The sequence below is a fragment of the Caballeronia ptereochthonis genome (genome assembly GCF_001545075.1).
In the GTDB taxonomy this organism is placed as follows: Bacteria; Pseudomonadota; Gammaproteobacteria; order Burkholderiales; family Burkholderiaceae; genus Caballeronia; species Caballeronia ptereochthonis.
The window spans coordinates 49,410-75,806 of the sequence record NZ_FCOB02000031.1; the positions used below are offsets into that span (position 1 = coordinate 49,410).

Annotated in this window: 20 protein-coding genes, 1 tRNA gene and 1 pseudogene; 8 read left to right on the plus strand and 14 right to left on the minus strand. The window is 66.1% G+C overall.

Translation table 11 applies throughout. The annotated features are described in order from the left end of the window. The first annotated feature begins 305 nt into the window (after positions 1 to 305). On the plus strand, positions 306 to 1,295 hold the full coding sequence (locus tag AWB83_RS27640; RefSeq protein ID WP_087048802.1) for a sulfonate ABC transporter substrate-binding protein: 990 nt from the start codon (positions 306 to 308) through the stop codon (positions 1,293 to 1,295). A 242-nt stretch (positions 1,296 to 1,537) separates the two neighbouring features. Then, positions 1,538 to 2,731, plus strand: a complete 1,194-nt coding sequence (locus AWB83_RS27645) for a porin (protein ID WP_087048803.1) — start codon at positions 1,538 to 1,540, stop codon at positions 2,729 to 2,731. Positions 2,732 to 2,993: 262 nt separating this feature from the next. Here the strand turns inward: AWB83_RS27645 and AWB83_RS27650 are convergent. From AWB83_RS27650 to fdhE, 6 genes are all read right to left on the minus strand, one after another. Next, positions 2,994 to 3,089 (minus strand) — tRNA-Sec (locus tag AWB83_RS27650). A gap of 95 nt (positions 3,090 to 3,184) precedes the next feature. Further along, complete coding sequence (locus tag AWB83_RS27655; RefSeq protein ID WP_087048804.1) at positions 3,185 to 3,811, minus strand: DedA family protein; 627 nt, start codon at positions 3,809 to 3,811, stop codon at positions 3,185 to 3,187. A gap of 31 nt (positions 3,812 to 3,842) precedes the next feature. Further along, on the minus strand, positions 3,843 to 5,846 hold the full coding sequence (locus AWB83_RS27660; RefSeq protein ID WP_087048805.1) for a VTT domain-containing protein: 2,004 nt from the start codon (positions 5,844 to 5,846) through the stop codon (positions 3,843 to 3,845). A 34-nt stretch (positions 5,847 to 5,880) separates the two neighbouring features. Next, positions 5,881 to 7,800, minus strand: a complete 1,920-nt coding sequence (gene selB / locus AWB83_RS27665; RefSeq protein ID WP_087048806.1) for a selenocysteine-specific translation elongation factor — start codon at positions 7,798 to 7,800, stop codon at positions 5,881 to 5,883. After that, on the minus strand, positions 7,797 to 9,242 hold the full coding sequence (gene selA, locus AWB83_RS27670; RefSeq protein ID WP_087048807.1) for an L-seryl-tRNA(Sec) selenium transferase: 1,446 nt from the start codon (positions 9,240 to 9,242) through the stop codon (positions 7,797 to 7,799). The genes selB and selA overlap by 4 nt, the downstream gene beginning before the upstream one ends. Before the next feature lie 7 nt (positions 9,243 to 9,249). Then, the gene (fdhE, locus tag AWB83_RS27675) at positions 9,250 to 10,224 is read right to left on the minus strand and encodes a formate dehydrogenase accessory protein FdhE (RefSeq protein WP_087048808.1); all 975 of its coding nucleotides are present in this window, start codon (positions 10,222 to 10,224) and stop codon (positions 9,250 to 9,252) included. Here fdhE and AWB83_RS27680 point away from each other — a divergent pair. Both AWB83_RS27680 and AWB83_RS37895 read left to right on the plus strand, forming a co-directional pair. After that, positions 10,195 to 10,548, plus strand: coding sequence for an AbrB/MazE/SpoVT family DNA-binding domain-containing protein (locus AWB83_RS27680; protein WP_374729145.1), 354 nt, complete (start codon positions 10,195 to 10,197; stop codon positions 10,546 to 10,548). The two genes, fdhE and AWB83_RS27680, sit on opposite strands and share 30 nt — an antisense overlap. Next, a pseudogene (locus tag AWB83_RS37895) lies at positions 10,542 to 10,714 on the plus strand (putative type II toxin-antitoxin system PemK/MazF family toxin). Before AWB83_RS27680 ends, AWB83_RS37895 begins: the two are co-directional and overlap by 7 nt. 9 nt (positions 10,715 to 10,723) lie before the next feature. Here the strand turns inward: AWB83_RS37895 and AWB83_RS27685 are convergent. The 3 genes from AWB83_RS27685 to fdnG are packed head-to-tail and all read right to left on the minus strand — an operon-like array spanning position 10,724 to position 15,384. Next, positions 10,724 to 11,374: a formate dehydrogenase subunit gamma gene (locus AWB83_RS27685; protein WP_087048809.1), complete on the minus strand. Its 651-nt coding sequence runs from the start codon at positions 11,372 to 11,374 to the stop codon at positions 10,724 to 10,726. Next, on the minus strand, positions 11,361 to 12,305 hold the full coding sequence (gene fdxH / locus AWB83_RS27690; protein WP_087048810.1) for a formate dehydrogenase subunit beta: 945 nt from the start codon (positions 12,303 to 12,305) through the stop codon (positions 11,361 to 11,363). The genes AWB83_RS27685 and fdxH overlap by 14 nt, the downstream gene beginning before the upstream one ends. Before the next feature lie 10 nt (positions 12,306 to 12,315). Further along, positions 12,316 to 15,384 (minus strand): formate dehydrogenase-N subunit alpha, encoded by a 3,069-nt coding sequence (gene fdnG / locus AWB83_RS27695; protein ID WP_087048811.1) that lies wholly within the window; start codon positions 15,382 to 15,384, stop codon positions 12,316 to 12,318. 350 nt (positions 15,385 to 15,734) lie between these two features. On the opposite strand from fdnG, the gene AWB83_RS27700 reads away from it, so the two are divergent. The 3 genes from AWB83_RS27700 (at position 15,735) to AWB83_RS27710 (ending at position 19,737) form a co-directional block, all read left to right on the plus strand. Continuing rightward, the gene (locus tag AWB83_RS27700; RefSeq protein WP_087048812.1) at positions 15,735 to 17,060 is read left to right on the plus strand and encodes a YihY/virulence factor BrkB family protein; all 1,326 of its coding nucleotides are present in this window, start codon (positions 15,735 to 15,737) and stop codon (positions 17,058 to 17,060) included. 327 nt (positions 17,061 to 17,387) lie between these two features. After that, complete coding sequence (locus AWB83_RS27705; RefSeq protein WP_087048837.1) at positions 17,388 to 18,548, plus strand: porin; 1,161 nt, start codon at positions 17,388 to 17,390, stop codon at positions 18,546 to 18,548. Positions 18,549 to 18,780: 232 nt separating this feature from the next. Then, a complete protein-coding gene (locus tag AWB83_RS27710) occupies positions 18,781 to 19,737 on the plus strand; it encodes a glycerophosphodiester phosphodiesterase family protein (RefSeq protein WP_244197912.1) in 957 nt (318 codons plus the stop codon). Here the strand turns inward: AWB83_RS27710 and AWB83_RS27715 are convergent. The 4 genes from AWB83_RS27715 to AWB83_RS27730 all read right to left on the minus strand — a co-directional run bounded on the left by AWB83_RS27715 (position 19,723) and on the right by AWB83_RS27730 (position 23,884). Continuing rightward, positions 19,723 to 20,613, minus strand: coding sequence for a proteasome-type protease (locus AWB83_RS27715; protein ID WP_087048814.1), 891 nt, complete (start codon positions 20,611 to 20,613; stop codon positions 19,723 to 19,725). The two genes, AWB83_RS27710 and AWB83_RS27715, sit on opposite strands and share 15 nt — an antisense overlap. 77 nt (positions 20,614 to 20,690) lie before the next feature. Beyond that, complete coding sequence (locus tag AWB83_RS27720; RefSeq protein ID WP_087048815.1) at positions 20,691 to 21,488, minus strand: transglutaminase family protein; 798 nt, start codon at positions 21,486 to 21,488, stop codon at positions 20,691 to 20,693. 17 nt (positions 21,489 to 21,505) lie between these two features. Beyond that, positions 21,506 to 22,459, minus strand: a complete 954-nt coding sequence (locus AWB83_RS27725) for an alpha-E domain-containing protein (protein WP_087048816.1) — start codon at positions 22,457 to 22,459, stop codon at positions 21,506 to 21,508. Between the two features lie 18 nt (positions 22,460 to 22,477). Beyond that, positions 22,478 to 23,884, minus strand: coding sequence for a circularly permuted type 2 ATP-grasp protein (locus AWB83_RS27730; RefSeq protein ID WP_087048817.1), 1,407 nt, complete (start codon positions 23,882 to 23,884; stop codon positions 22,478 to 22,480). Positions 23,885 to 24,023: 139 nt separating this feature from the next. Between AWB83_RS27730 and AWB83_RS27735 the strand changes: the two genes are divergently transcribed. Further along, positions 24,024 to 25,604, plus strand: a complete 1,581-nt coding sequence (locus tag AWB83_RS27735; protein ID WP_087048838.1) for a 3'-5' exonuclease family protein — start codon at positions 24,024 to 24,026, stop codon at positions 25,602 to 25,604. Between the two features lie 4 nt (positions 25,605 to 25,608). On the opposite strand, the gene AWB83_RS27740 is transcribed toward AWB83_RS27735, so the two are convergent. Continuing rightward, positions 25,609 to 26,352 carry an SDR family oxidoreductase gene (locus AWB83_RS27740; RefSeq protein WP_087048818.1) on the minus strand — a complete coding sequence of 248 codons (744 nt, stop codon included), beginning with the start codon at positions 26,350 to 26,352 and terminating at the stop codon, positions 25,609 to 25,611. Between the last annotated feature and the right edge of the window lie 45 nt (positions 26,353 to 26,397).

Consider the following 26,397-nt stretch of genomic DNA (forward strand, 5'->3'; position numbering starts at 1 on the left):
GCGCCATTGCAGACGGCAAGCGCGGTGGCGAGGCACGCACTCTAGCGGTGCGGCGCGCGCGAGGGAACGAAGTTTTTGTCAGGTCGAAAGCTATCGCCGAGATTTGGCGCGGAAGCCCGCGTCATGCCGGTTCGCAAAGGGAGCCGCGAGCGGCGAGGCATCGGGCGCTCATCGCACAGGAATGCATATGAGGACAATCGTCATAGCGTTATGTCGATTGCTACGTTGGTCGGAACATCCCCGCGTTCTAGCATCGGATGCTCCCGAACTGCGCTCGTCGCGCCCATCATCGCCTGATCCTCGCCATGTCCAACACCAGAAAACCTATTGACCGCCGCGCATTCCTGTCTCTTTCCGCCAACGCGGCGATAACCGCCGCGACCTTCGCGGCCATGCCGGCCTCATTCGCGCAACAAGCCGCGCAGGGACAGGCGCGCGTGCTGCGCGTCGGTAACCAGAAGGGTTATCTGAATCTGCTCAAAGGACGCGGAACGCTCGAGAAGCGGCTCGCTCCGCTCGGCGTATCCGTGAGCTGGACGGAGTTCTCCGCCGGCCCCGTGCAACTGGAAGCCCTGAACGTCGGCTCGATCGACTTCGGCGACGTGGGGGAAGCGCCGCCCATCTTCGCGCAAGCCGCCGGCGCGCCGCTTGCCTATGTGGCCGCCACGCCGGCGCGGCCGAAATCCGAAGCCGTGCTGGTCCCGGCGCAATCGTCCATCAGAACGGTGGCCGATCTGAAGGGCAAGCGCGTCGCGCTGAACAAAGGCAGCAACGTCCATTATTTTCTGGTCAGGCTGCTGCGCCTGCACGGCCTGCAATATGGCGACATCGAGCCGGCCTTCCTCGCCCCCGCCGATGCGCGCGCCGCGTTCGAGCGCGGCTCGATCGATGCGTGGGTCATCTGGGATCCGTTCCTCGCCGCCGCGCAGAAGTCGCTGAATGCGCGCATCGTGGCGGATGCGAGCGGCGTGGTGGGCAATCGCGCCTACTACTTCTCGTCGCAGCGCTATGTGGCGAAGAATCCCGATGTGATTCGCGTGGTCATCGAGGAAATCAAGGCGGTCGATCAATGGGGCAAGCTGAATCCGGACGAACTCGCGAGCGAGCTCGCGCGGCTCTGGGGTCTGCCCAAGCCCGTGGTCGATCTCGCCGTGAGCCGCCAGGCGTTCGGCACCGAACCCATCACGCGCGCGATCATCGGTGAGCAACCGCAGATCGCGGATACGTTCGTCGAGCTGGGCCTCATACCGAAGCATGTCGACGTGCTGAAGGCCGCGCCGCCCGATCTCGCGTGAGTCATGGACTCACGGGCCGCCGCGCGCCCGAGGAACGCATCGACGCAAGCAAACGAGCGACGGCATCGGTTCGTCATCACGATGCCGTGCGCGACCTTCGGTGATTTGCAGCCATGCTTCGCATTGCAAATGACTCGACGGAATCATTACACATGAGAAATTGATCGTTCGGATTTAGTAAGCGCGACCGTAAGATCGGCTTCCCCAAAAACTCGTGGTTGACACGTAAACAAAGGAAGCGAATGAAACGAGTCGCACTCGCCGGCACCGCCGGCATTCTGGTCGCCCTTCCGGGCATCGTGCAGGCGCAGAGTTCGGTCACGCTGTACGGGCTCATCGATGCCGGCATCGCATACACGAACAATCAGCGCGGCGCGCACAACGTTCAGGCGACGAGCGGCAAGCTCAATGGCAGCCGTTGGGGCCTCAAAGGCGTCGAGGATCTGGGCGGCGGCTACAAGGCGCTCTTCACACTGGAAAACGGCTTTCGCGTCAACGACGGCACGCTCGCCCAGGGCGGCCGTGAATTCGGCCGGCAGGCCTTCGCAGGAATCGCGAAGACCGGCGTGGGCACCCTCACGCTCGGCCGTCAGTACGATCCCAACACCGATCTGCTCTCCGCTTATGCGGGCCCCGGCTTCTGGTCGCCGGCCACGCACATCGGCGACAACGACAACCTGAATCAGACCTTCCGCATCAACAACGCCGTGAAGTTCCGCAGCGACACCATCGCGGGCTTCACCGTCGATGCGCTCTATGCGTTCAGCAATCAGGCGAGCAACGGCGCGGGACAAGGCTTCGGCAACAACCGCGCATGGGGCGTCGCGGCGAACTACGTCAACGGGCCGCTTTCCGTCGGCGGCGGCTATGTGCGGCTGGATCATCCGAATGTCGCGTCCAACACGGGCGGCGCCGTGGGCGGCGCATCGACCACGGCCGGCGACGACTACAGCGGCGCGTTCTTCTACGGCCTGAACGGCGGCGTCGAGCGTCAGCAGATCGCTGTGGCAGGCGCGAACTACGCGTTCGGCACGGTGGCGACGGTCGGCTTCGCGTGGAGTCACACGCAGCTCGACTATATCGACGGCTCTTCGCGCAAGTTCAACAACTACGACGTCAACGCGCGCTACAACGTCACGCCGGCGACGACGCTGGTCGGTGTCTACACCTTCACCGATGGCCGCGCCAACAGCCTGCCGGGCACGAATGGCGCAACGCTCAAGCCGCGCTGGCATCAGTTCACGCTCGGCGTCGATTACGCGCTGTCGAAGCGCACCGACCTCTATTTGTCGGCGGTGTACCAGCTCGCCTCGGGCGATGCGTCGACCCGCGTGGGCAGCGGCTATCAGAAGATCGCGGCGATTGCGGATGCGGGCACGCCTTCGTCGACGAACCGGCAGGTGGCGGCCTTCGGCGGGGTGCGCGTGCGCTTCTGAAGCAGACCGCCTCTCGAACCTCGCTTCGGCAAGTGCCGGGAATGACGATCGAAGCATCCAATCGTTCGCGCGGAAGCGGGGCTCGCGTATCGTGTATTTTGTGCTGCGAGGAGGGAGAAGGAGCAGCGCTTGCGGACCCGACAGCAACGGAGCACCCGGTGCGAAACGCCTACGTCGAGGTCCGCCCTCAACTCAGCAAGGACAGATACGGCTTCGTCACGCCGGATGACGACGAACAATGGCTTCCCCGGGAAGCCTTGACTGGCGGAAGGCAGCCGGAGTCGAACCGACCAGGGAGTGTCTGACACCCCCTACTGGGTTTGAAGCCCAGCCGCACCACCGGATACGGATGCCTTCCTTTCGCGCGCACGATCAAACATGCCGGCAAGGAAATTCGACCGGGCGTCCGATTATAACGGCGATAACGGCGTCGCATTCGGGGCACGCGTGATATCAGCAGCCCTCGTCCCGCGAGCGCCGGCGAGGGTGCCGCCGCCGCATCAGCAGCCGGTAGGCGCAATACAGCACCGCCGCCGCCACCAGCAAATCGACGACCGTCGCACCGTGCGACTGCAACTCGAGCAGCGCCAGATGCAGTTGCCGCTGGAACAGCGCGCCGCCCAGCAGCCAGAACGCCGCCCACGCGACGATCCCCGCCGTGTCCCAGAAGAAGAACGCGAGCACCGCGATCTGCGTCGTGCCCATCAGCGGCGGCGTGACGAGCCCGAGCCCCGGCACGAACTTCGATACCGCGACGATCGGCGCGCCATGCCGCTCGAACAATTCGCCGGTCGTGCGCATGCCCGTATCGACCGCATACGACCTGCGCGAAAGCGCCGCGACGAGCCTGCGCCCGTAAATTCGCCCCGCCGAGAACCAGACGCTGTCGCCGAGCAGCGCGCCGCACACTGCCGCGAACAACACATGCGCGAACGACAGCCGCCCGCTCGCCACCACCGAGCCCGCGAATACGAGCAGCGGCGCAGACGGCAGCGGCACGCCCAGGCGCGTGAGCAGGACGTTCGCGAACACGGCCGCGCCGCCCCATTGCACGATCGCCGACGGCGGAATCTGGATCAAGCGGCACCTCGCGATCGCTGGCTTCGATGGGTCATTCGGATCTCGATTCGACGAGCATCACCGGCACGCTTCCACATCCCGCACTGCGCGCAATTTCGATGCCCTGCCACGGCGAAGCCTTGCCGTGATCGAACGCCATCGGATCGACGCGCCGGTCCGGCCGCAGCACGTTGAAGGGCCATGACGGACGCCGCAAACGCTCGTGCACGACCGAGCCGAGCCAGATCGGCGTGGGCGTCGCGCCCGGACGTTCACGCACTTCATAGTTCGTCGGCCAGAAGCGCAGCACGTCGCGCTCCTCGGGTCCGAGCGGCGAGCGCGCGAACACGAGCTTCGACGGCTCGCCGTTGTTCAGCCGCGGCAGCGCCGGCAGCGCGATCGCGGGCGCATTCGGCAAGACCACGGACATCACGCTCTTGAGCGTCACGTGCGACACCTCCGTCCAGCCGCGCGCGACGAGTTGCGCGCGAATCTGCTCGGGCGTCGCCGCCCATTGCACGGTGATCGGCTCGCGCCGGTCGCCTTCCATGCTCGATCGATAGCACGAAAACGTGCGCCACACGGAATCGGTCCACTCGATCGGCGTGATGACGACGGTCGCGGGCGCCGCGCTGTGCGCCTCGGTGTCGTCGCTCAGTTGCAGCGCGACGCTCGCGCAGATCACGACGAGCACCGCGACCGGCATGAACGGCCGCGGCTTCGGCTTGCCCGGGTTGCGCCACACCGCCGTGAGCGCGATCAGGAAAACCCACGTGGCCGCGAGCGCCACGCTGCCGAGCGCATCGGAAATCGTGAAACGGCCGAAGTACAGCCCCGCCAGCGCGACCGCCGTGACGATGCCCGAGGTCGCCGTCGCGACGAACACGCCCGCCAGCAGGCCCACGCGCCGCAGCAGCAGGAACGCGAGAAAGCCGTAGATGACGACCGTCGCCGCGATGTGGCTGCTCGGGAAGCGATGCTCCGACGGCGCGAAGGAGACGAGGATCGGCTCGTGCGCGGTAAAGCGGATCGCGGCGACGAGCAACTGCGAGAACGCGATGGCCACGACCCAGTACGCAACCGTGCGCCAGCGCCGCTCGAAGCTCATCCACACGATGACCATCGCGCCGAGCGCGAGCAGGGTCTGCGTGCTGCCGAGCGTGGCGGCGGCGTCGAGGATCGAGTCGGTCCAGGTCGAGCGGAACGATTGCAGCAGCCGATAGGTCGATGCATCCACCTGCACGATCGATGCGCCGCGCTCGACGTTCGTGAGCACCGAGAAGAACGCGAGCGCCGAGACCAGCAGCAGCACCGAGATCACCACGATGAGCCCGGTCGCGGGATTGCCGGGATCGAGCGCGCGCGCGACGAGCCGCGCGGGCAGGCCGCGGCCCTTCTGCGCCCATCCGAGCAGCGCCTCGCGCGACGCGATGGTCCAGCGCATCGCGTGCGAGACGATCACACGCACCAGATTGAACATGAGCCAGGCGAGCGCCGTGACGATGACGAGTATCACGACGAGGCGGATCGACACCGCGCCCGCGAGTTCGATCGACGCGCCGAACACGACGCCCGGCAGGATATGCGTGGGCGCCCAGAGCAGCGCGCTCAGGATGTTGACCGCCAGAAAGCGCGCGGGGGTCATGCCGGCGACGCCCGCGACCACCGGCACGACCGCGCGCATCGGGGCGACGAAGCGGGCAAGCACGACGCTTTTCGCGCCGTGCGCGTCGAAGTACTTCCTGCCGGCGGCGAGCGCGCCGGGATGCGTGCGAAACGGCCACATCTGGGAGATCGTGTCCGCGTAGCGCTGGCCGAACCAGAAGCTCGCGGCGTCGCCGGCGATGGCGCCCGCGATCGCGCAGACGAATACCCAGCCGAGATTCAGCGCGCCGGTGCCGACGAGCGCGCCCGCGATGAACATCGCGGTGCTGCCCGGCACGAACGTACCGATGAACGCGACCGATTCGAGGAACGACGCGAGCAGCACGACCGCGAGCGCCCACTCCGGGTGGCCCGACAGGAGGTGCAGCAGCTTGAAGTAGGAATGCTCCATCGTGATCGACAGACGAAAGCGCGGCGCGCGATCGTCAGACGGACTCGTGCCAGCGGCTGTCGGTTCGCAACAGATGAAGGTCGCGGTGGAATCGAGTGTACCCAACCCTGTCGAAGAACTCCAAAATCTGTATCGCGCGCTTGCGGCCGAGCGCGCTCGCATCGCGGAAGGCGGCAGCGCCGATCGCGCCGCCCTGCGCTTGCGCCTGCTCCGCCGCGAGCCGCGCCAGCGCGCCGATCGACGCGCGGCAATAGAAGAGATCACGCACCACCTGATACACGTCGCCGCGCCGCGCGAGCTTCTTCAGCAGCCTGCGCATGTCGTCTTCCGCAATGCCGTGCGTGCCGGCCAGATCCCGCACCCACGGAGGATCGAAGCGGGCGCCTTCGAGCGATGCGAGCACCGCGCGCGCGAGCGCTTCCTCCTTTTCGTCGAGCGTCACCGCGTGCGACGGCAGATGCAGCCAGGGGCCGCTCTTCGAGAGCCTGCCGCTCACGACCGCGTCATCGACGAGCGCGCGCCACAGCGCATCCGGCGCGAGCGGCGCGGCCATGCGGCGCAGACGCGCGGCGTCGGGGCCCTGCTCGTCCGGAAAGCGCTCGTGGAAGGCGGCGAGCACATCGAGCAGGCGCCCGCTCAGGGCGCGCCAGTGCGATGCGGCGACGAGCAATGCATCGTCCTGCAAGGGAACGATGTGCGCATCGTCCGGCAATGCAATCGATGCCGCCGGTATGCCGCACAGATGCTCGATGAGCGAGCGCGGCAGGCCGTAAGGCGCCTGATCGAACAGCGCATCGACACGTCCGGTGTCGAGCAGCGCGGCAAGCGCATCGAGCCAGGCGCGGCGCTGCGGCGTGCGGCGCTTTCTCGCGGGCGCGAACGGATCGAGCACGCGGCCGCCGCCAACGGTCCGGTTCGCCTGCGCGTTGCGCACGATGAAACGATCGCCGGGCAGCGCGCCAACGGGTGCATCGAAGACGAGCTGCACGCGCGCGGTTTGCCCCGCGGCGAGCGTGTCGGCTTCGAGGAGCGCGGCGTGCGCCACGCGATGTGTCGTGCCGAGATGCACGTGCAGCGGCGCCCAGTGCGAGAGCGTGAGCGGCGCATCCGGCAGCAATGTCAACTCGACGTCGAGACGGGCGGACGCGCGCGCGAGCCGCGCATCGACGATCCAGTCGCCGCGCGACAGCGCGTCCTTGTCGACGCCCGCGAGATTCAGCGCGCAGCGCTCGCCCGCGCGGCCCGTGTGCACCGCGCGATTCTGCGCGTGGATGCTGCGCAGGCGCACGGGCTCGCCGCATGGATCGCGCGGGGCGAGCACGAGCATGTCCCCGACGTTCGCGCGCCCCGCGAACACCGTGCCCGTCGCGATCGTGCCCTGGCCGGACAGCGTGAAGACGCGATCGACGGCGAGGCGGAAGAAGCCGTCGTCGCGGCGCGTGCGCCAGTGCGCGGCGGCATCGTGCAGATGCGCGTCGAGCGCGGCGACGCCCGCGTCGCTTTCCCTGGTGGCGTCGGTGTCGAACAGGGGCGCGCCGCGCAACGGACTCTCGGCGAGCAGCGCTTCGATTTCCGCGTGCACCTCGCGCACGCGCGACGCTTCCACGCGATCGCACTTGGTCACCGCGACCGCGCCCTGCGTCACGCCGAGCAGTTCGAGTATCGCGAGATGCTCGCGCGTCTGCGGCATGACGCCATCGTCGACGGCGATCACGAGGAGCGCGAAATCGATGCCGCACGCGCCCGCCGCCATCGTGTGCACGAGCTTTTCGTGGCCCGGAACGTCGATGAAGCCGAGCACGCCGCCATCCGCGAGCGGCACGTACGCGTAGCCCAGCTCGATCGAGATGCCGCGCGCCTTCTCTTCCTTCAGGCGATCGGTGTCGACGCCCGAGAGCGCGCGCACGAGCGTGGTCTTGCCGTGGTCGATGTGTCCCGCCGTGCCGACGATCATGCGCCTTCGCTCCGCGCGTCCAGTTGCGCGATGAACGCGGCCTCGTCCGCTTCCTCGAGACAGCGCAGATCGAGCCGCAGTGCACCGTCCGCGATGCGCCCGATCACCGGCCGCGGCAACTCGCGCAGCCGCTTCTCGATGTGGTTCAGCTGGCCACCCGGACGCTTGCCGCTCGCGAGGCGCACCGCGAGGCCGTAGCTCGGCAAGACGTCGACGGGCAACGCGCCGCTGCCGATCTGGCTGAACATCGGCTCGGCGCTCACGGCGAATTCGTCGCCGGCCCAACGCTGCAGCGCGGGCTGGATACGTTCGGCGGCGATGCGCATCGCATCGGCGGGGCGCGTGAGCAGGCGCAGCGTCGTCAGGCGCTCGGCCAGCGTCTCGGGCGCGCGATAAAGACGCAGCACCGCTTCGAGCGCCGCGAGCGTCAGCTTGCCGACGCGCAGCGCGCGCTTCAGCGGATGCTTCTTGATCTTCGCGATGAGATCCTTGCGGCCGACGATCAGTCCCGCCTGCGGCCCGCCCAGCAGCTTGTCGCCGCTGAAGGTGACGAGGTCCGCGCCCGCCGCGACGGTCTCGCGCACGGTCGCTTCGCGCGGCAAGCCCCATTGCGCGAGATCGACGAGCGTGCCGCTGCCCAGATCCATCGCCAGGGGCAGGCCGCGCGCCTTCGCGAGCGGCGCGAGCTCGGCGAGCGTCACTTCCTTGGTAAATCCGGTCACCGCGTAGTTGCTGCAATGGACCTTCATCAGCAGCGCGGTTTTCGGGCCGATCGCTTCGTCGTAGTCTTTCAGATGCGTGCGGTTGGTCGTGCCGACTTCGTGCAGCTTCGCGCCCGCGCGGCTCATGATGTCCGGAATGCGAAACGCGCCGCCGATCTCCACGAGCTCGCCGCGCGACACGATCACTTCCTTGCGCGACGCGAGCGCCGAGAGCGTGAGCAGCACCGCCGCCGCGTTGTTGTTCACGACGGTCGCGGCTTCGGCGCCCGTCAGTTCGCAGATCAGCCCGTTGATGAGATCGTCGCGGTCGCCGCGCGCGCCCGTGGCGAGATCGAATTCGAGATTCGCGGGGCGCGTGAGGATCTCCGCCACCGCCTTCACCGCCTCGTCCGGCAGGAGCGCGCGGCCGAGGTTCGTGTGCAGCACCGTGCCGGTGAGATTGAAGACGCTGCGCACATTGCCTCGCGCGCGCTTCGCGAGACCTGCGCCGACGGTTTGCGCGAGCGCCGCGTCGCCCAGCGCATCCACGGAAGCGCGGCCTGCCTGCACGTCGCCGCGCCACGCATCGAGCGCCGCACGCAACGCGGCAAGCGTCTGCGTGCGCCCGTATGCGGCGATGACCGGCTCGAATTCCTGCGACGCCAGCACGCGCTCGACCGACGGCACGCGGGTCATCAATGCGCGCAGTTCGCCGCCATCGTTTCCCTTGACGTCGCTCATGCGTCGCTCATCGCTCGTCTTTCGGCTGTTCCGGCCACAGCCACGGATGGGGCGCCGCGCGCCGATAGCCCGCATCGCCCATCAGCAGATCGAGCGTGAGGCTCGCGAGATCGTCCGCGTAGGGCTCGAAGTCGAAGGCCTTGTCCTGATAGCCGATCTTGCGATACGTGCCGCATTCGTCGCACGACTCGGCCTTGAGCGGCGCCTTGCGCGCGAGTTCCGTCTTGTCTTCGTCGCGGGCGTCGACCGCGCTCATCGCGTGATAGGCGATGCCCTTGGTCGAATCGCAGTTCGAGCATTTCGCGCGCACGACGTGCAGTTCGGTCGCGCACAGCCCGCATTGCACATAGCGATAGCCTTCGTACGCGCCGCCCACGCGCACGATGCTCGCCACCGGCACGGAGCCGCACACCGGACAAACGCCGGGCGTGTCGAGATACGGCACGTCTTTCATGTCGATGCGGCTCGCGAGATCGGTCCACACGACCTGCAGCGCGGCCATGATGAAGGGCGCGGCGGCGGGATCGATTTCGGCGAAGCGCAGTGAGAGGATCGCGTCGGCTTGCGCATCGAGCGCGGCCGCATCCGTCGTGCGCAGGCGGACGACGAGTTGCACGAGCGCCGGCGTCAGCGCGCCCGCGGCGTCGATATCGTCGAGCAGCATGAACAGGACGTCGCGCCAGGCGGGATCGCGGGCATCCGTGAGCGCGGGGACGATCGGCATCGAATGGCGTTGATTCAATTCGATCGATTCGCGCGAAGGCATCGGCGCGTGGAAGTTCGTGAGCACGCGCTGCTGGGCATCGGCGAGCGCGGCCATCAGGTGCAGATAGCCGGAGATGGGATTGCTCGCGTCGGCAAGCTGCAGGAGACGCGCGGCGCGCGCGGCGAAGACGGTGGCGCGCTCGGGCATGCGCAGGCGCGGAATGGCCGATTGATCGAGCGATTCGATTTGCGCGGCTTCGACGATGCGTTGGACCACGGGTGGTTCCTCGCGGAGGGGGCGGTCGATCAAGCATATCAGCTTATATGCGCGGGATCAGAGTGGTCCGAAACTTCTCCGCATCTTCTGATATGGGGCAACAGCGCGGCCGTCCGCCCGCCAGCGGCTCTGCTCGATCAGGTTCATCTCACGCTGGGTGACAAGCTGATCGTGGATATCCGTCCGGAAGGAATCATGCTCGCTCCGGCACGCCCCAAATATTCGCTGGAAGAACGCGTCGCGCAATGCGACCTGAAGGCGTCCGTTCCAGAGGATCTGGCCGACTGGAACGGCACCAGGCCGGTGGGACGCGAAGCATGGTAAGGCGTGTCAAATTCGAACGGGGCGACATCGTGCGTGTAAGTTTGAATCCGGCAATGAGGCACGACAAACGGGGTGACTTCCCCCCGCGCGGCGCCCGCAAGATCGAACGCGCCCCGTCGAGGTGATCAACGACGCCCTCGCGCGCCTTCAGACCATTCTCGACTGACCTTCACGCCTACTTCCCGATAATCTCTCTGAACCACCTGGGATGATGCTTCCTCGCCCATCCATAAGTGACGGTGCCGCGCGTCATCGCGCCGATCGACCCCTTGACCCACAGCGCCGCGTAAATATGCACGATGATCGACACGATCAGCACGAACGCCGTCGCCGCATGCACGACTGACGCGATGCGGATCACCGTGATCGGGAAGTAGAACGCGAAATACGCGCGCCAGATCACGATCCCGCTCAGCAGCAGCAACACGAGACTCGCCACCATCACGAAGAACAGGATCTTCTGTCCCGCGTTGTACTTGCCGATCTCCGGCAGCCGGTCTTCGCGATTGGCGAGCACGTCGTTCATCTGTTTCATCCACTGGACGTCGTTCTTGTCCAGATAGTTGTGATGCCAGAAGCGCAATGCGAGGATCAGGAACGAGACGAACATGACGCAGCCGACGAACGGATGCAGGATGCGCGTCCACTGCCCGCCGCCGAACACCGCGTAAAGCCATGACATCGACGGATGGAACATCGCGAGCCCGGAAAGCGCGAGCAGGACGAACGTGATCGCGGTGATCCAGTGGTTCGTGCGCTCGTTCGGCGTGTAGCGCAGGATCAGGCGATTGCCCTTGACATCACGCAGTTCGCTATCGTGTTTCATCTGAATGCTCCTGTCCGCCTTCGCGCCGGCGCCGCACTTCCTCGGCTTCGCGCTGCGCGTCGAGTTCTTCTTCCTCGCTCACTTCGTTCGGTCCCACACGCGTGTAATGGAAGAAGCCCGCGAGCGCCGCGAGCCCGATGCCGATCATCGCGAGCGGCTTCGTCACGCCCTTCCAGACCGACACGAGCGGGCTGATGTGCGGGTCCTTCGCGAGACCGTGATATAGCTCAGGCTGGTCCGCGTGATGCAGCACGTACATCACGTGCGTGCCGCCCACGCCGGCCGGATCGTACAAACCGGCGTTGGCGAAACCGCGCTCCTTCAGATCCTCGACGCGCTCGGCCGCCTGCGCCTGCATGTCCACCTTGGTGCCGAACATGATCGCGCCGGTCGGGCACGTCTTCACGCACGCGGGCTCCTGCCCGACCGCGACGCGATCCGAACAGAGCGTGCACTTATAGACGCGATGATCCTCCTTCGACAGACGCGGAATATTGAACGGGCAACCGGTGATGCAGTAACCGCAGCCGATGCAGTTCTCCTCGTGAAAATCCACGATGCCGTTCGTGTACTGCACGATCGCGCCCGGCGAGGGACACGCCTTGAGACAACCCGGGTCCTCGCAATGCATGCAGCCGTCCTTGCGGATCAGCCATTCGAGATCGCCCTTCGGATTCTCGTATTCGGTGAAGCGCATCACCGTCCACGAGTGCTCCGTGAGGTCGCGCGGGTTGTCGTAGATGCCGGTCGTGTAGCCGATGTCGTCGCGCAGGTCGTTCCACTCCATGCACGCCGTCTGGCACGCCTTGCAGCCGATGCACTTCGACACGTCGATCAGTTTCGCCACCGTGCCCGTCGACGGATCGCGCACCTGCGGGGCCGGCGTGGTGGTGGCCGAGAGCCGCTTGATATCCAGCGATTGCAGTGCCATCTCGTTCTCCCTATGCTTTCTCGACCTTCACGAGAAACGACTTGAACTCCGGCGTCTGCGAGTTCCCGTCGCCCACGGAAGGCGTCAGCGTATTGACGAGATAGCCCGGCTGCGTGAGGCCCTTGAAGCCCCAGTGCAGCGGCAGGCCGACGGTGTGCACCTTCTTGCCCTCCACCATCAATGGCTTGATGCGCTTGGTGACGAGCGCCACCGCGACGATATGCCCGCGATTGCTCGACACCTTCACGCGATCGCCCGCGACGACGCCCACTTCCTTCGCATGCTCCTCGCCGATCTCCACGAACTGCTGCGGCTGAATGATCGCGTTCAGGCGCGCATGCTTGGTCCAGTAGTGGAAGTGCTCGGTCAGGCGATAAGTGGTCGCCGTGTTCGGGAACTTGTCGGCGGTGCCGAACGCGGCGCGATCATCCGGGAACACGCGCGCGGCCGGGTTGCTCGTGACCGCCTTGTTGTCCGGGAAGAACGGGTTGTAGCCGAGCGGCGTCTCGAACGGCTCGTAATGCGCCGGGAACGGCCCTTCGTTCATGCCGTCGCGCGCGAAGAAACGCGCCACGCCCTCCGGATTCATGATGAACGGGCTCATGCCCTTGTCGGGCGGCTCGTCCACCTTGAAATCGGGGACGTCCGGCCCCGACCATGCGCGTCCATTCCACGCGACCAGCTTGCGGGACGGATCGAACGGCTTGCCGTTGAGATCGCACGATGCGCGGTTGTACAGCACGCGCCGGTTCGCCGGCCACGCCCATGCCCAGCCGAGCGTCTGGCCGATGCCCGTCGGGTCCGAGTTGTCGCGGCGGCCCATCTGGTTGCCCGCCTGCGTCCACGAGCCGCAGAAAATCCAGCAGCCGCTCGAAGTCGAGCCGTCGTCGCGCAACTGCGCGAAGCTCGCGAGTTGCTCGCCGCGTTTCACCAGCACTTTCGTCTGATCCGCCGGATCGGTGACGTCGGCGAGTGCGCGGCCGTTGAACTCCATCGCGAGCTCTTCGGGCGTGGGGCTTTCGGGGTCCGCATACGGCCAGGTCATCTTCAGGATCGGATCGGGATACTTGCCGCCCTTCTCCTGATACGCCTTTCTCATGCGCAGCCACAGCCCCGACATGATTTCCAGATCGCTCTTCGCTTCGCCGGGGCCGGCCGCGCCTTGCCAGTGCCATTGCAACACGCGCGACGAACTTACGAGCGAGCCGCGCTCCTCCGCGAAACACGTCGTTGGCAGGCGGAAGACTTCGGTCTGGATCTTCGATGCGTCGACGTCGTTGAACTCGCCGTGATTCTTCCAGAACTCCGAGGTCTCCGTCGCGAGCGGATCCATAATGACGAGCCACTTCAGCTTCGACAGCCCGAGCCCGATCTTCGCCTTGTTGGGCGCCGCGGCGAGCGGATTGAAGCCCTGCGCGATGTAGCCGTTCATCTTGCCCGCGGCCATCAGCTCGAAGACCTGCAGCATGTCGTAGGACTTGTCGAGCTTCGGCAACCAGTCATAGCCGAAGTTGTTCTCGGCGGTCGCGTTGTCGCCCCACCACGACTTCATGAAGCTCACGTAGAAGGCGCGATAGTTCTTCCAGTAGCTCAGCTGGTTCGGCCGCAGCGGCTGCGCCGCGCGCTTCCTGATGTACTCCTCGTAGTCCTGCTCGCCTTCCATCGGCAGCGTCATGTAGCCGGGCAGAAGGTTCGACATCAACCCGAGATCCGTCAGACCCTGGATGTTCGAGTGCCCCCGCAGCGCATTCATGCCGCCGCCCGCGATGCCGATGTTGCCGAGCAGAAGCTGCACCATCGCGCCCGTGCGGATCATCTGCGCGCCGACCGAGTGATGCGTCCAGCCGAGCGCGTAGAGGATCGTGGCCGCGCGATTCGGCACGGCGGTCGTCGCGAGCATCTCGCAGACCTTCAGGAACTTGTCGGTCGGCGTGCCGCACACCTTCGTCACCATTTCCGGCGTATAGGCGGCGTAATGCTGCTTCATCAGGTTGTAGACGCAGCGCGGATGGGCAAGCGTCGGATCGGTCTTGACGTAGCCGTCCTCGCCGCGCTCGTAGTCCCAGCTCGTCTTGTCGTACTTGCGGTGCTCCGCGTCATAGCCCGAGAACAGGCCGTCCTTGAACGCGAAGTCCTCGCGCACGATGAACGACATGTCCGTGTAGTTCTTCACGTACTCGTGCTGGATCTTGTCGTGCGTGAGCAGATAGTTGATCACGCCGCCCAGGAACGCGATGTCCGTGCCGGTGCGAATCGGCGCGTAGAAATCCGCGACCGATGCGGTGCGCGTGAAGCGCGGATCCACGACGATGAGACGCGCCTTCCTATGCGCCTTCGCCTCGGTCACCCACTTGAAACCGCACGGGTGTGCCTCGGCCGCGTTGCCGCCCATCACCAGAATCAGGTCCGTGTTCTTGATGTCGACCCAATGGTTCGTCATCGCTCCACGGCCAAACGTCGGGGCAAGACCTGCCACCGTCGGGCCATGTCAGACACGCGCCTGATTGTCGAATCCGAGCATCCCCCAGCTGCGCACGGTCTTGTGCGTCAGATAGCCGACCTCGTTGCTCCCCGCCGACGCCGCGAGAAAGCCCGAGGTCAGCCAGCGGTTGACCTTCTTGCCGTCGGGCGTCGTCTCGACGAAGTTCGCGTCGCGGTCTTCCTTCATCAGCGCCGCGATGCGGTCGAGCGCGTCTTCCCACGAGATGCGCTTCCACTCGTTCGACCCCGGCGCGCGATGCTCGGGGTACGTCAGCCGGCTCGGGCTGTGAATGAAGTCGATGAGCGAGGCGCCCTTCGGGCAGAGCGTGCCGCGATTGACCGGATGATCCGGATCGCCCTCGATGTGGATGATGCTGGACTTGGCGTTCTTGGCGTTGTCGCCCAGTCCGTACATCAGGATGCCGCACCCGACTGAGCAGTACGGGCAGGTGTTGCGCGTTTCCGTGGTGCGCGACAGTTTGTATTGCCGGACTTCGGCAAGCGCGGGTGCCGGAGAGAAGCCCATTGCCGCCAGGCTCGATCCGGCGAGCGTGCTCGCGGAGACCTTGAGGAACTGTCGCCGTGACATTTGGAGCATGATTGCCCTCGGCGCGTCGTAAAGTGGATGACTAAAGTATATGGTGCACGATGAATCCTGACAGAAAGCTCGACTTGGGATTTGCACGGATGCGTCGGCCGCGCCCTTCCCATGCAGCGCACGTCTTCACGCGTGCCCGCGGCTGCTTCGGACACGACGGTGATCCGCGGCCGTGTTTCGTCCGTGCGACCGATGACAAGCATCGGTCCTGCGGACGCCGCAATCGTCCGACGTGAGCAAACCCCGCGCCCGGAGCGCGCACACTTACCCACGTTCTGGAATGGAACGTGCTCGACCGGCTGAAACCCCGAACGCGCCGCCCGCGTGTCTATCGAACCGAGAGGTCCGTGATGAGTTCCATCTCAACGCAGAAAATCGAAACCCAGGTCAGGAAGGATGCGTCATGGGTGCTCGGCGCGCTCAAGAAGTTCTCGGAAGACCGCTGCGCCGCGATGGCCGCGAGCATCGCGTTCTACTCCGCCTTCTCGCTCGCGCCGACGCTCGTCATGGTGATCGCCGTCGCGGGCTGGGTGTTCGGGCCGGAAGCCGCGCGCGGCCAGTTGTTCCATCAGGTAAACGGGCTCATCGGCGATCAGGCGGCGGCGGGCGTGCAGAGCATCGTCGAGAACGCGCATCGCAGCGGCGGAACAGGCATCGCCGCGATCATCTCTTTCGTGCTGCTGGCGATCGGCGCGTCGGCGACGTTCTCTTCGCTCAATACCGCGCTCAATATCGTGTGGCCGCTTTCCGGCGAGCAGCGCTCCAGCGTGATGGCGATGGTGCGGGTGCGGCTCGTCTCGTTCGGGCTCGTGCTCGGCGTCGCGTTTCTCCTGATCGTCTCGCTCGTGCTCGATACGGCGATCCAGGCGGTCGGCATGTGGCTCTGGGGCGACTCGCCGTTCGTGATCATCGGCGACGTCGTGCAGATGGTGGCCGGTCTCGCGATTCTCTCGGTGGCGTTCGGCGCGCTGCTCAAGTTTCTGCCCGACGCGCCCGTGCAATGGCGCGATGCGCTCGTCGGCGGGATGGTCGCGGCGGTACTGTTCTCGGCGGGCAAGAAACTCTTCGCGGTGTATCTGACGCACGCGGGCACCGCGAGCGCATTCGGCGCGGCAGGCTCGCTCGCCGTGCTCCTGATGTGGCTGTATTTCTCCGCCGCCGTGCTGCTGCTCGGCGCGGAGTTTTCGGCGGCGCGGGCGCGCCTGCATGATCCGCGCGGCGCCTGGGGCATGCAGGATCACAGCCGCGTGCCGCCGGGCAGCCGCGCAAAGATCGGCTCGCTGCTCGCGGCGTCAACGCGCGTGGCCGCGCCGGTGGCCGCCGCGGCCACGATCGCGCCGACCACACCCGCGAGCGCGCGCGCCGACGCGCCAGTCACCGCGAGCGCGAGACGCGCGATCGGCGCGCGCGCCCAGCACGCGCAGCAACTGACCGGACAGGCGCGCAGGAAGGTGTCCGCCGTGGCGCGGGCGCTGGAGCTCTCGCGCAGGCTCGTGCGGGCGGAATCGACGGCCACGCGCGCCACCGCGCGGGCGATGATCGGCGCGGGCCGCCAGGCGTCGCGCGCCAATGAGGCGGTGCGCCGGCATCCGTGGCGCGCGGTGCTCGTCGCCGCGAGCGCGGGCGTGGCGGTGGCGCTGCTTTCCCGCCGCGAGTCCGAACGATATGACGATTGAACGTCGCGAAACGGACATACCGCGGCTGTCCGGCGAATCCGAAAAATCGCGCGCCGAAAAAGCCGTTTGTTATTTGAATCGACGGTAATCGAACGCCGCAACGAAAGCGCCGGATCTAAAACCCGCAGCTCGCGCGGAACTTTTCGAGACCGCGCCTGTCATCGCGAAATTCCTCGAAACACCGCCGGAGAAGCTTGACTGGCGGGCGTCACGCCCGAGTGTGTGTTTTTCGAGACAGTCTATATTTTTTCATTTCTTAAGTTACGAAACGTTGCGTTATTCTCTGCGCCGGCAACAACGATTTTAATCATTCGCGTGGAGAATTCGATGAAACGATTCGCACTGACGTCCCTCTCGCTGGCTCTGCTCGGCGCAGCGGGCGCGGCACAGGCACAAACGAGCGTGACGCTGTATGGCGTGATCGATACCGGTCTTGGCTATGTGAGCCACGCCAACGAAAACGGCGACAAGCTGTTCGGCATGATCAACGGTACCCTGTCCGGTCCGCGTTGGGGCTTGAAGGGTCAGGAAGACCTGGGCGGCGGTCTCAAGGCAATCTTCCAGTTGGAAAACGGCTTTGATCCGGGCACCGGCAGGCTCAATCAGGGCGGTCGCGAATTCGGTCGTCAGGCATTCGTCGGTTTGAGCGGAGCCCAGTGGGGTACCGTGACGTTGGGTCGTCAGTATGACCCGTCGGTCGACATGGTCCAGGGCATCACGGGTGACAACTACTGGGGTGCAGCCTTCGCGACGCCGGGCGACGTGGACAACTACGACAACAGCCTGCGCGTGAACAATGCCGTCAAGTACGTGTCGCCGGTGTTCGCTGGCTTCCAGTTCGAAGGCATCTACGGCTTCAGCAATCTGGCGGGCACGACCGGCCAGGGCCAGACGTGGGGCGGTGCTGCGACGTACAACAACGGCCCGTTCGCTGCGGCGGCCAGCTACCTCTACGTGAACAACCCGAGCGCGAATCGCGCGACCGCTGGCTGGAACAGCCCGTCGTCGGACTCGCTGTTCAACACCCCGATCAACGTCGGCTATCAGACCGCTCACTCGATCGGTATCGCACGCGCTGCAGGCCAGTACGTGTTCGGCGCATTCACGGTCGGTGGCTCGTATAGCTTCTCGCAGTACAAGAACGACGGCAATTCACTCTTCACGGAGCAAGAGAAGTTCAACACCGGCAACGCTTTCGTGAACTTCCAGCTCACGCCTGCCACGCTGCTCGGCCTCGGCTACACCTACACGCACGCCAGCGGCGACACGTCGGCTACGTATCATCAGGTCAGCCTGGGTGCCGACTACTCGCTGTCGAAGCGTACCGACGTCTACGCCGTCGGCGCGTATCAGCACGCAAGCGGCACGCAGCGCAACGCGGATGGTGTGACGACGTCCACGGCCCAAGCCTCGATCAGCGACTTCGGTTTCAGCAGTGGCCGCAGCCACCAGGAGCTCGTGATCCTCGGTCTGCGTCACAAGTTCTAAGAACAACCGACTGGCGTGGCACGCGAGTGCCGCGTCTGGAGGACCGCAGTACCCTCGAACAGCCATCGGTCTTGCCGGTGGCTGTTTTTTTTGCGCGCGCTGCGACGTAACAAATCGTCGAAATCAACCAGACGCGCGCAACGTCGGCAACCGGCCGTCGCAGAATCGCCCGGACATCAACAACCGGGAGTTCCATGCAATGCCGCTGTCCTGCACTTCCCTTCGCTCTTTCATGCTCGCTTCATCGCTCGCCGCCTGTATCGCGAGCGCAGGGTGCGGGCCAGGAAGCATCCCGTCCGCCCACGCCGACGATTCATCCGGCTTGCCGATGATCGTCGCGCATCGCGGCGGCACGGCCGATTACCCTGAAAACACGCTGCTCGCCATCGAAGGCGCGCTGACGAATCACGCCGACGCGATCTGGCTCACCGTGCAGCTCACGCGCGATGGCGTGCCGGTGCTCTACCGTCCGGCCAATCTCTCGGCGAACACCGACAGAAAAGGCGCGGTCGCCGCGCTCGATTTCGCCGCGCTCGAGCGCCTGAACGCGGGCTGGAACTTCGCCCGTTCCGACGCGGGCGGCGCGAAACGTTATCCGTATCGCGACGAGCCGGTGCGCATTCCCGCGCTCGCGGAGGCCCTGCGCGCGATTCCACCGGCCGTACCCGTGATGCTCGACATGAAGGCCCTTCCCGCCGACCCGCAAGCCGCTGCCGTCGCGCGCGTGCTCGACCAGGAAAACGCCTGGCAGCGCGTATTGATCTATTCGACCGACGCCGCATACCAGAAGGCATTCGCGGCGTATCCTCAGGCTCGCGTCTTCGAGTCGCGCGATGCGACCCGCGCAAGACTCGCCGCCGTTGCGCTTGCGCAGACGTGCGAAGACGCGCCGCAGCCCGGAACATGGACGGCGTTCGAGTTCGCGAGAAAGATGGAGCTGGTGGAAACCTTCACGCTCGGCGAAGCGCGCTCGGCGGTGACGGCCACGCTCTGGACGCCCGAAGCGGTAGCGTGCTTCCGCAAGATGGGCGAGGCGCGGATTCTGGCGATCGGCATCGACAACGCCGACGACTATCGGGCCGCGGCCTGCCTCGGCGTGAACGCCGTGCTCGCCGATTCCCCGCAACGGATGCGGGCGATCAAGGCAGGCATGACCCGGCCGCTGCAATGCCCGTCATCTGCGCGCTGAGAGCACTTGCTGCTGCGGCGCATTGGCCGCCGGATCGACGTCTTCCGCGAGCGTCTGCGCGGGTGCGTCCGAGCCGCACGGCAGATCGCCGATCACGAGCCGCGGCACCGTGCTGCGCGTCTCGCGCGGGCGCAGCGGCACGTTCTCGAGCTCGGTCCAGGACGGGTTCGGAATCTCGCCGAAGAGCTGGCGCAGGCGTTCGCCCCAGGTCTTGTTGATCATCTGGTAGTACGCGCTGTTGTTGTCGAGCGTGGCGAAGCGCGTCACGCGCAGCGAGTCCTTTTCGTAGACCAGCAGATCGAGCGGCAGGCCGACCGACAGATTGGAGCGCAGTGTCGAATCCATCGAAATGAGCGCGCACTTGGCGGCTTCGTCGAGGGGCGACGCGGGCGTAATGACGCGATCGATGATCGGCTTGCCGTACTTCGACTCGCCGATCTGGAAATACGGCGACACCCGCGTCGATTCGATGAAATTGCCCGCCGCGTAGATCATGAAGAGGCGCGGCGGTTGGCCGCAGATCTGCCCGCCGAGGATGAAGCTGCAATTGAAGTCGACGCTGAATTCCGCGAGCGACAGCGCGTCGCGCCGATGCACTTCCCGCACCGCATCGCCGACGATGCGCGCCGCTTCCGCCATCGTCGCGACGCTGTAGAGCGTGGGCGCGTTGGGATCGGACGGCTCCGCGAGCAGATGCGTCACCGCCTGCGTGAGCGCGAGATTGCCCGCCGCGAGCAGGACGATCACGCGCTCGCCCGGCTGTTCGAAAACGACCATCTTGCGCGCGGCGCTCACGTGGTCCACGCCGGCGTTGGTGCGCGTGTCGGACAGGAATACGAGTCCCTCGTCCACGCACATGCCCACGCAATAAGTCATGTCAATCCGTCCTGAAACAAGCAAACCATCATTGTACTGAGCGCGCCCGCGCACCGCATCCATCCTGCGCGGCGCATTCACTGATCCGATCGCGCGTCGATGCTGACGCGCATCGCGAGCGTTTCCTCCTTGCCGCCGACGCGCGAGCCGCGCACCGGAGCCGCGGCCTCGTAGTCGCGCGCCACGGCGAGGCGGCAATGGCGCTCGCCGGCGAACGCGGCTCGTGTCGCGTCCAGCGAGACCCAGCCGTGCTCGACCCACACGTCGACCCAGGCGTGCACCGCGACGGATTCATCCGCGCCCGCGTCGAAATAGCCGCTCACGCAGCGCGCCGGCACGCCCCGTGCGCGGCAGCAGGCCAGCATCAGGTGCGCATGATCCTGCGCGTTGCCGACGCCGCGCCCGAATGCCTGCGCCGCCGTGCCCGGCGCATCGGCCTGCTCGTTTCGATACTGCATGCGCTCTCCGATGCGCTCCGCCAGCGCGATCAGCGACGCGGACGTATCGAGCGCGGGCACGCGATGCGCGAGATCGCGGATCGCCGCATCGGGCGTGGTCAGCGCGGTCGCGCACGTGAAATGTTCGAGCGGGATCGGACCGGCCTCGTCGAACAGGCGGCCGTCGACAAGCGCTTCGGCTTCGACTTCGCCGCTCACGCTCACGTGGATCTCGCTGTGCGGCTTCGTCAGCACGAGCGTATGCAGCGCGTTGCCGTAGGCGTCACGGGCGGCGTCGAGCTTGCCCGGCGCTTCGACATGCCAGTGCCGCACGATCTGCGACGAGCCGCTCGCCGGCGTCACGCGAAACTGCTGGATCGAATACGTGACGGGCGCGGCGTAGCGGTAACGGATGTCGTGGCGAATGGTCAGCAGCATGATCGATACGCCCCCGTTCACGCGATCGGCAGCATCAGGAAGGTGTGCATCACGCGCAGGCCGAGCTCGTCGACGCGCTTCAGAAACTGCGTAAGCCACGCGTGCACGCCTGCCTCCAGAATCTGGCGGATGTCGGAGTACAGCACGTCCGCGCGCAGCTTGCCCGCGAAGCGCTCGCATTCCTTCGAAGCCTCCGTGCGCAGCTTCGCGAGCGTCTCGCAGACGCCATCGAGCGACGCGATCAGCGAGCGCGGCATCTGCTCGTTGAGGATCAGCAGTTCGACGACACGCGCCGGCGTCACGACATCGCGATACACCTTGCGATAGATCTCGAGCGCCGAGACCGAACTCAGGATCGAGGTCCAGTAATAGAAGTCTTCGAGCTGGCGCGCCGCCTCGCGCGAGTTCGGCGTGGCGTCCGCGAAGCGCACGTCGAGGATGCGCGCCGTGTTGTCCGCGCGCTCCAGATACGCGCCGAGCTGCATGAAGAAGAAGGCGTCGTCGCGCAGCGCGGTGCCCTGCATCACCCCGCGGCACAGATTCGAACGGTACTTGACCCATTCGAAGATCGCATCCGGGCTCGTTTCGAGCTCGCTGTCCGCGAGCCGCTGATTGAACTCGAGCCAGGTGAAGTTGATCGTCTCCCAGCCTTCGGTCGTGAGCGTGCCGCGCACCGCGCGCGCGTTCTCGCGCGTCGCCTGCAGGCAGGAGAGGATGCTCGACGGATTGCGCGCGTCCGCGACCATGAAATGCAGCATCTCCTCGCGCGAATGCGCGTCTGGATAACGCTCGTCGAACATGGCCTCCAGCTCGGAGATCTTCAGCACCGAGCGTTGCGCACGCGCCTCCTGCTCGGGCGTCTGCGGCAGGAGCGAGCCTTCCAGATTGATGTCGAGCATGCGCGCGGTGTTCTCGGCGCGCTCCATGTAGCGCGCCATCCAGAAGAGGTGATCGGCAGTGCGGCTCAGCATGATGTCATGTGCAGAGAGTCATTCGACCATCCAGGTATCCTTCGTCCCGCCGCCCTGCGACGAATTGACGACGAGCGAGCCTTCGCGCAACGCGACGCGCGTGAGACCGCCCGCGCACATCGACACGTCGCGGCCGGAGAGCACGAACGGCCGCAAGTCGATGTGGCGCGGCGCGATGCCCGTCCCGACGAAGGTCGGGCATGCGGACAGCGCGAGCGTCGGCTGGGCGATATAGCCTTCGGGCCGTGTGACGAGCCGCGCGCGAAAGGCCTCGATTTCAACGCTGGTCGACGCGGGCCCGACGAGCATCCCGTAGCCGCCCGCGCCGTGCACTTCCTTCACGACGAGCTCGGCCAGATGCGCGAGCGTATAGGCGAGATCGTCGGGCTTGCGGCATTGATACGTCGGCACGTTGTTGAGAATCGGCTTTTCGCCGAGATAGAACTCGATCATGTCGGGCACGAACGGATAGATCGACTTGTCGTCGGCGATGCCGGTGCCCATCGCGTTCGCGAGCGTCACGCGCCCCGCGCGATACGACGTGAGCAGCCCCGGAATGCCGAGCGCCGAATCCGCGCGAAAGGCGAGCGGATCGAGAAAGTCGTCATCGACACGGCGATAGATCACGTCCACGCGGCGCGGCCCGTGCGTCGTACGCATGAAGACATAGTTATCGTCGACGAAGAGATCCTTGCCTTCGACGAGCTCCACGCCCATCTGCTGCGCGAGAAACGTGTGCTCGAAATACGCCGAGTTGTACATGCCGGGCGTCAGCACGACGACGGCCGGATCGTCGACGCCCTCGGGCGCGATCGAGCGCAATGTCTCCAGCAGCAGATCGGGATAATGCGCGACGGGCGCAACGCGGTTCTGCACGAACAGCTCGGGAAAGAGCCGCATCATCATCTTGCGGTTTTCCAGCATGTACGAGACGCCCGACGGCACCCGCAGGTTGTCCTCCAGCACGTAGAACTCGCCCGCCTCGCCCGCGCGCACCACGTCGATGCCCGCGATATGCGCGTACACCTCGAGCGGCACGTCGACGCCCTGCATCTCCGGACGATACTGCGCATTCGTGTAGACCTGGTCGGCCGGAATGCGCCCGGCGAGCACGATGTCGCCGTCGTGATAGATGTCGTGGAGAAAGAGATTGAGCGCCTGCACGCGCTGCCGCAGGCCGGCTTCGAGCACGCGCCATTCGTCGCCGGGAATGATGCGCGGAATCATGTCGAACGGAATGAGCCGCTCGGTGCCGGACAGGTCGCCGTTCACCGCGAACGTAATGCCGACGCGCCGGAACAGCACGTCCGCTTCGGCGCGCTTTCGCGCGATCGTCTCGGGGCTCTGCATCGCGAGCCAGCGAGAAAACCGTGCGTAGTGGCGGCGCACGCCGTCATCCTGACGCATTTCATCGTAGATCTGCATCGTGGCGTCCTTCTCGTTCTTCAGCGCGTTTTACTGCAGTATCGGACGAAAGTGCGCGACGTGCGCCAATTTTTTGCCGCTTCTTCATGGTGCATGCGCGTTTCGCGCTAGACTTTCCGCCTACGTTCCGCGTTTGATCATGTCCGAAGCGCTCGAAGAAGCCGATTCCCTCGCCGACGCCCTGCTCGCAGGACTCGCGCGTCCGATCGTGTTCGTCGATCTGGAAACCACCGGCGCGGACGCGACCGCGGATCGCATCACCGAAATCGGCGTGGTGGAAGCGAGCACCGCGGGCATCGAGCGCTGGAGCGTGCTCGTCGATCCGGGCGTGCCGGTGCCGCCCTTCGTCTCGCGCCTGACCGGCATCGACGACACGATGCTGCGCGGCCAGCCGAGCTTCGCATCGCTCGCGCCCGCGCTCGCCGAACGCCTCCACGGCAAGCTCTTCGTCGCGCACAACGCGCGCTTCGATTACGGGTTCCTCAAGAACGAGTTCCGCCGCGCGGGCATCGCGTTTCGCGCCGATACGCTGTGCACGGTGCGGCTCTCGCGCGCGCTCTTTCCTTCGGTCGAGCGGCATGGTCTCGATGCGCTCGTCGCGCGGCTCGACCTCGCGCCCGAAGGCCGCCATCGCGCGCTCGCCGATGCCGATCTGCTCTGGCAGTTCTGGCAGAAGATTCACGCGCTCTATTCGCAGGATCTCGTCGATGCCGCGATCAAGGCGCTCGTGAAGCGCGCGAGCCTGCCCGCCGCGCTGCCCGAAGGCGCGCTCGATGCGCTGCCGTCGGCGCCAGGCGTCTATCTCTTTCACGGCGACGACGACGTGCCGCTCTATGTCGGCAAGAGCATCAATCTGAAACAGCGCGTCGCGGCGCATTTTTCGGGCGATCACCGGCTCGCGAAGGACTTGTCGATTTCGCAGGCCATCCGTCGCATCGAATGCCGCGAGACGGTCGGAGAACTCGGCGCGCTGCTCCTGGAAGCGAAGCTCGTGAAGGACCTGAAGCCGACGCACAACCGGCTGCTCAAAGGTGCTTGGGGCGCCTGTGCGTGGCAATGGCTGCCGGGCGCCGCCGCACCGGCGCTCGTGAAGGCGGGCAGGCGCGATCTCTCGCGCGAGGAACATCTGTTCGGCGTGTTCGCATCGCGTGCAAAGGCCCATGCGTTCCTGCGCCATCTCGCCGACGAGCACAATCTCTGTCACGCGACGCTCGGCCTCGAAAAAGCGCCGCCGTCACGCGGGCGCGGCTGTTTCGGCTATCAGGTGAAACGTTGCCTCGGATCGTGCGCGGGCGCCGAAACGCTCGCGGATCATGCGGCACGCGCGCTGGCCGCACTGGAAAGCGCGCGCCTCGTGCGCTGGCCGCACGCGGGGCCGATCGCCGTCCCGGAGCGCGACGAAGCGACCGGCCGCGAGGCGTGGCACGTGATCGACCGCTGGTGCTATCTCGGCACATGCGCGACGCGCGATGACATCGCGCCGCTGCTCGCCGGCGCGCCCGATATCCGCCCGTTCGATTCCGACGTCTACGGCCTGACCGCGAAGCGCCTCGCATCCGGGCAGCCGGAATGGATCGCGTGCGATGCGCGGCCGTCGTTTCATCTCGTCGTACAAGACGCGCCGCCTGCCTTGCACGCACGCCCCGCCGTCGAACCCCGGGCGAAACGCGCGGCCCGGCGCCGCGCGATTGCAGCCGATCAGTTCGCGCTGACGTTCTGACGCCTTACGCGATCCCGCCGTTCGCGCGCAGCACCTGCCCGTTGACCCAGCCCGCATCCCGCCCGACGAGAAATGCGACGACCGAGGCGATATCCTCCGGCTGACCGAGGCGTTCCAGCGGCGCCATCTTCGAGAAGCCGGCGATCTGCTCGTCGGTCTTGCCGTCCAGAAACAGCGATGTCGCCACCGGCCCCGGCGCCACTGCATTCACCGTGATGCCACGCCCGCGCAATTCCTTGGCAAAGACATGCGTGAACGATTCGACCGCCGCCTTGGTCGCGTTGTAGATCGCGTAGCCGGGCATGTTGAGCGCGAGCGTCGTACTCGAAAAGTTGACGATGCGGCCGCCCGCGTTCATGCGCGCCGCCGCTTCGCGCAGCGTGTTGAAGGTGCCGCGCACGTTGATGTCGAAGGTCCGGTCATAGAGCGCATCGCTCGTATCGGCGAGCGGCACGGTCTTCAGGACGCCCGCGTTGTTGACGAGCGCATCGACACGGCCGAGCTCTCCCTCGACGGTCTCGAACATGCGGCGCACGTCGTCGGCGTTCGCGACATCGGCCTTCACGGCGATGGCATGGCCGCCCGCCTCGCGCAATTCGGCGACGAGCGCATCCGCCTCTTTCGCGCTCGCTGCATAGTTCACCGCGACCGCGAAGCCGTCGCGTGCGAGCCGCCGCGCGATCTCCGCGCCGATGCCGCGCGAGGCGCCCGTGACGATGGCGACGCGTTTCGTTTCCGTCTGACTCATGATGCTGCTCCTCAAAGGTTGGTGTTCGATGGAAAGCATCATGAA

What these genes read in the sequence shown, in the direction of transcription:
- AWB83_RS27640 (WP_087048802.1), top strand. Translation starts at nt 306, where the DNA reads ATGTCCAACACCAGAAAACCTATTGACCGCCGCGCATTCCTGTCTCTT.
- AWB83_RS27645 (WP_087048803.1), top strand. Translation starts at nt 1,538, where the DNA reads ATGAAACGAGTCGCACTCGCCGGCACCGCCGGCATTCTGGTCGCCCTT.
- AWB83_RS27660 (WP_087048805.1), bottom strand. Translation starts at nt 5,846, where the DNA reads ATGGAGCATTCCTACTTCAAGCTGCTGCACCTCCTGTCGGGCCACCCG.
- selB (WP_087048806.1), bottom strand. Translation starts at nt 7,800, where the DNA reads ATGATCGTCGGCACGGCGGGACACATCGACCACGGCAAGACCACGCTC.
- selA (WP_087048807.1), bottom strand. Translation starts at nt 9,242, where the DNA reads ATGAGCGACGTCAAGGGAAACGATGGCGGCGAACTGCGCGCATTGATG.
- AWB83_RS27685 (WP_087048809.1), bottom strand. Translation starts at nt 11,374, where the DNA reads ATGAAACACGATAGCGAACTGCGTGATGTCAAGGGCAATCGCCTGATC.
- fdxH (WP_087048810.1), bottom strand. Translation starts at nt 12,305, where the DNA reads ATGGCACTGCAATCGCTGGATATCAAGCGGCTCTCGGCCACCACCACG.
- AWB83_RS27700 (WP_087048812.1), top strand. Translation starts at nt 15,735, where the DNA reads ATGAGTTCCATCTCAACGCAGAAAATCGAAACCCAGGTCAGGAAGGAT.
- AWB83_RS27705 (WP_087048837.1), top strand. Translation starts at nt 17,388, where the DNA reads ATGAAACGATTCGCACTGACGTCCCTCTCGCTGGCTCTGCTCGGCGCA.
- AWB83_RS27710 (WP_244197912.1), top strand. Translation starts at nt 18,781, where the DNA reads ATGCTCGCTTCATCGCTCGCCGCCTGTATCGCGAGCGCAGGGTGCGGG.
- AWB83_RS27715 (WP_087048814.1), bottom strand. Translation starts at nt 20,613, where the DNA reads ATGACTTATTGCGTGGGCATGTGCGTGGACGAGGGACTCGTATTCCTG.
- AWB83_RS27720 (WP_087048815.1), bottom strand. Translation starts at nt 21,488, where the DNA reads ATGCTGCTGACCATTCGCCACGACATCCGTTACCGCTACGCCGCGCCC.
- AWB83_RS27725 (WP_087048816.1), bottom strand. Translation starts at nt 22,459, where the DNA reads ATGCTGAGCCGCACTGCCGATCACCTCTTCTGGATGGCGCGCTACATG.
- AWB83_RS27730 (WP_087048817.1), bottom strand. Translation starts at nt 23,884, where the DNA reads ATGCAGATCTACGATGAAATGCGTCAGGATGACGGCGTGCGCCGCCAC.
- AWB83_RS27735 (WP_087048838.1), top strand. Translation starts at nt 24,024, where the DNA reads ATGTCCGAAGCGCTCGAAGAAGCCGATTCCCTCGCCGACGCCCTGCTC.
- AWB83_RS27740 (WP_087048818.1), bottom strand. Translation starts at nt 26,352, where the DNA reads ATGAGTCAGACGGAAACGAAACGCGTCGCCATCGTCACGGGCGCCTCG.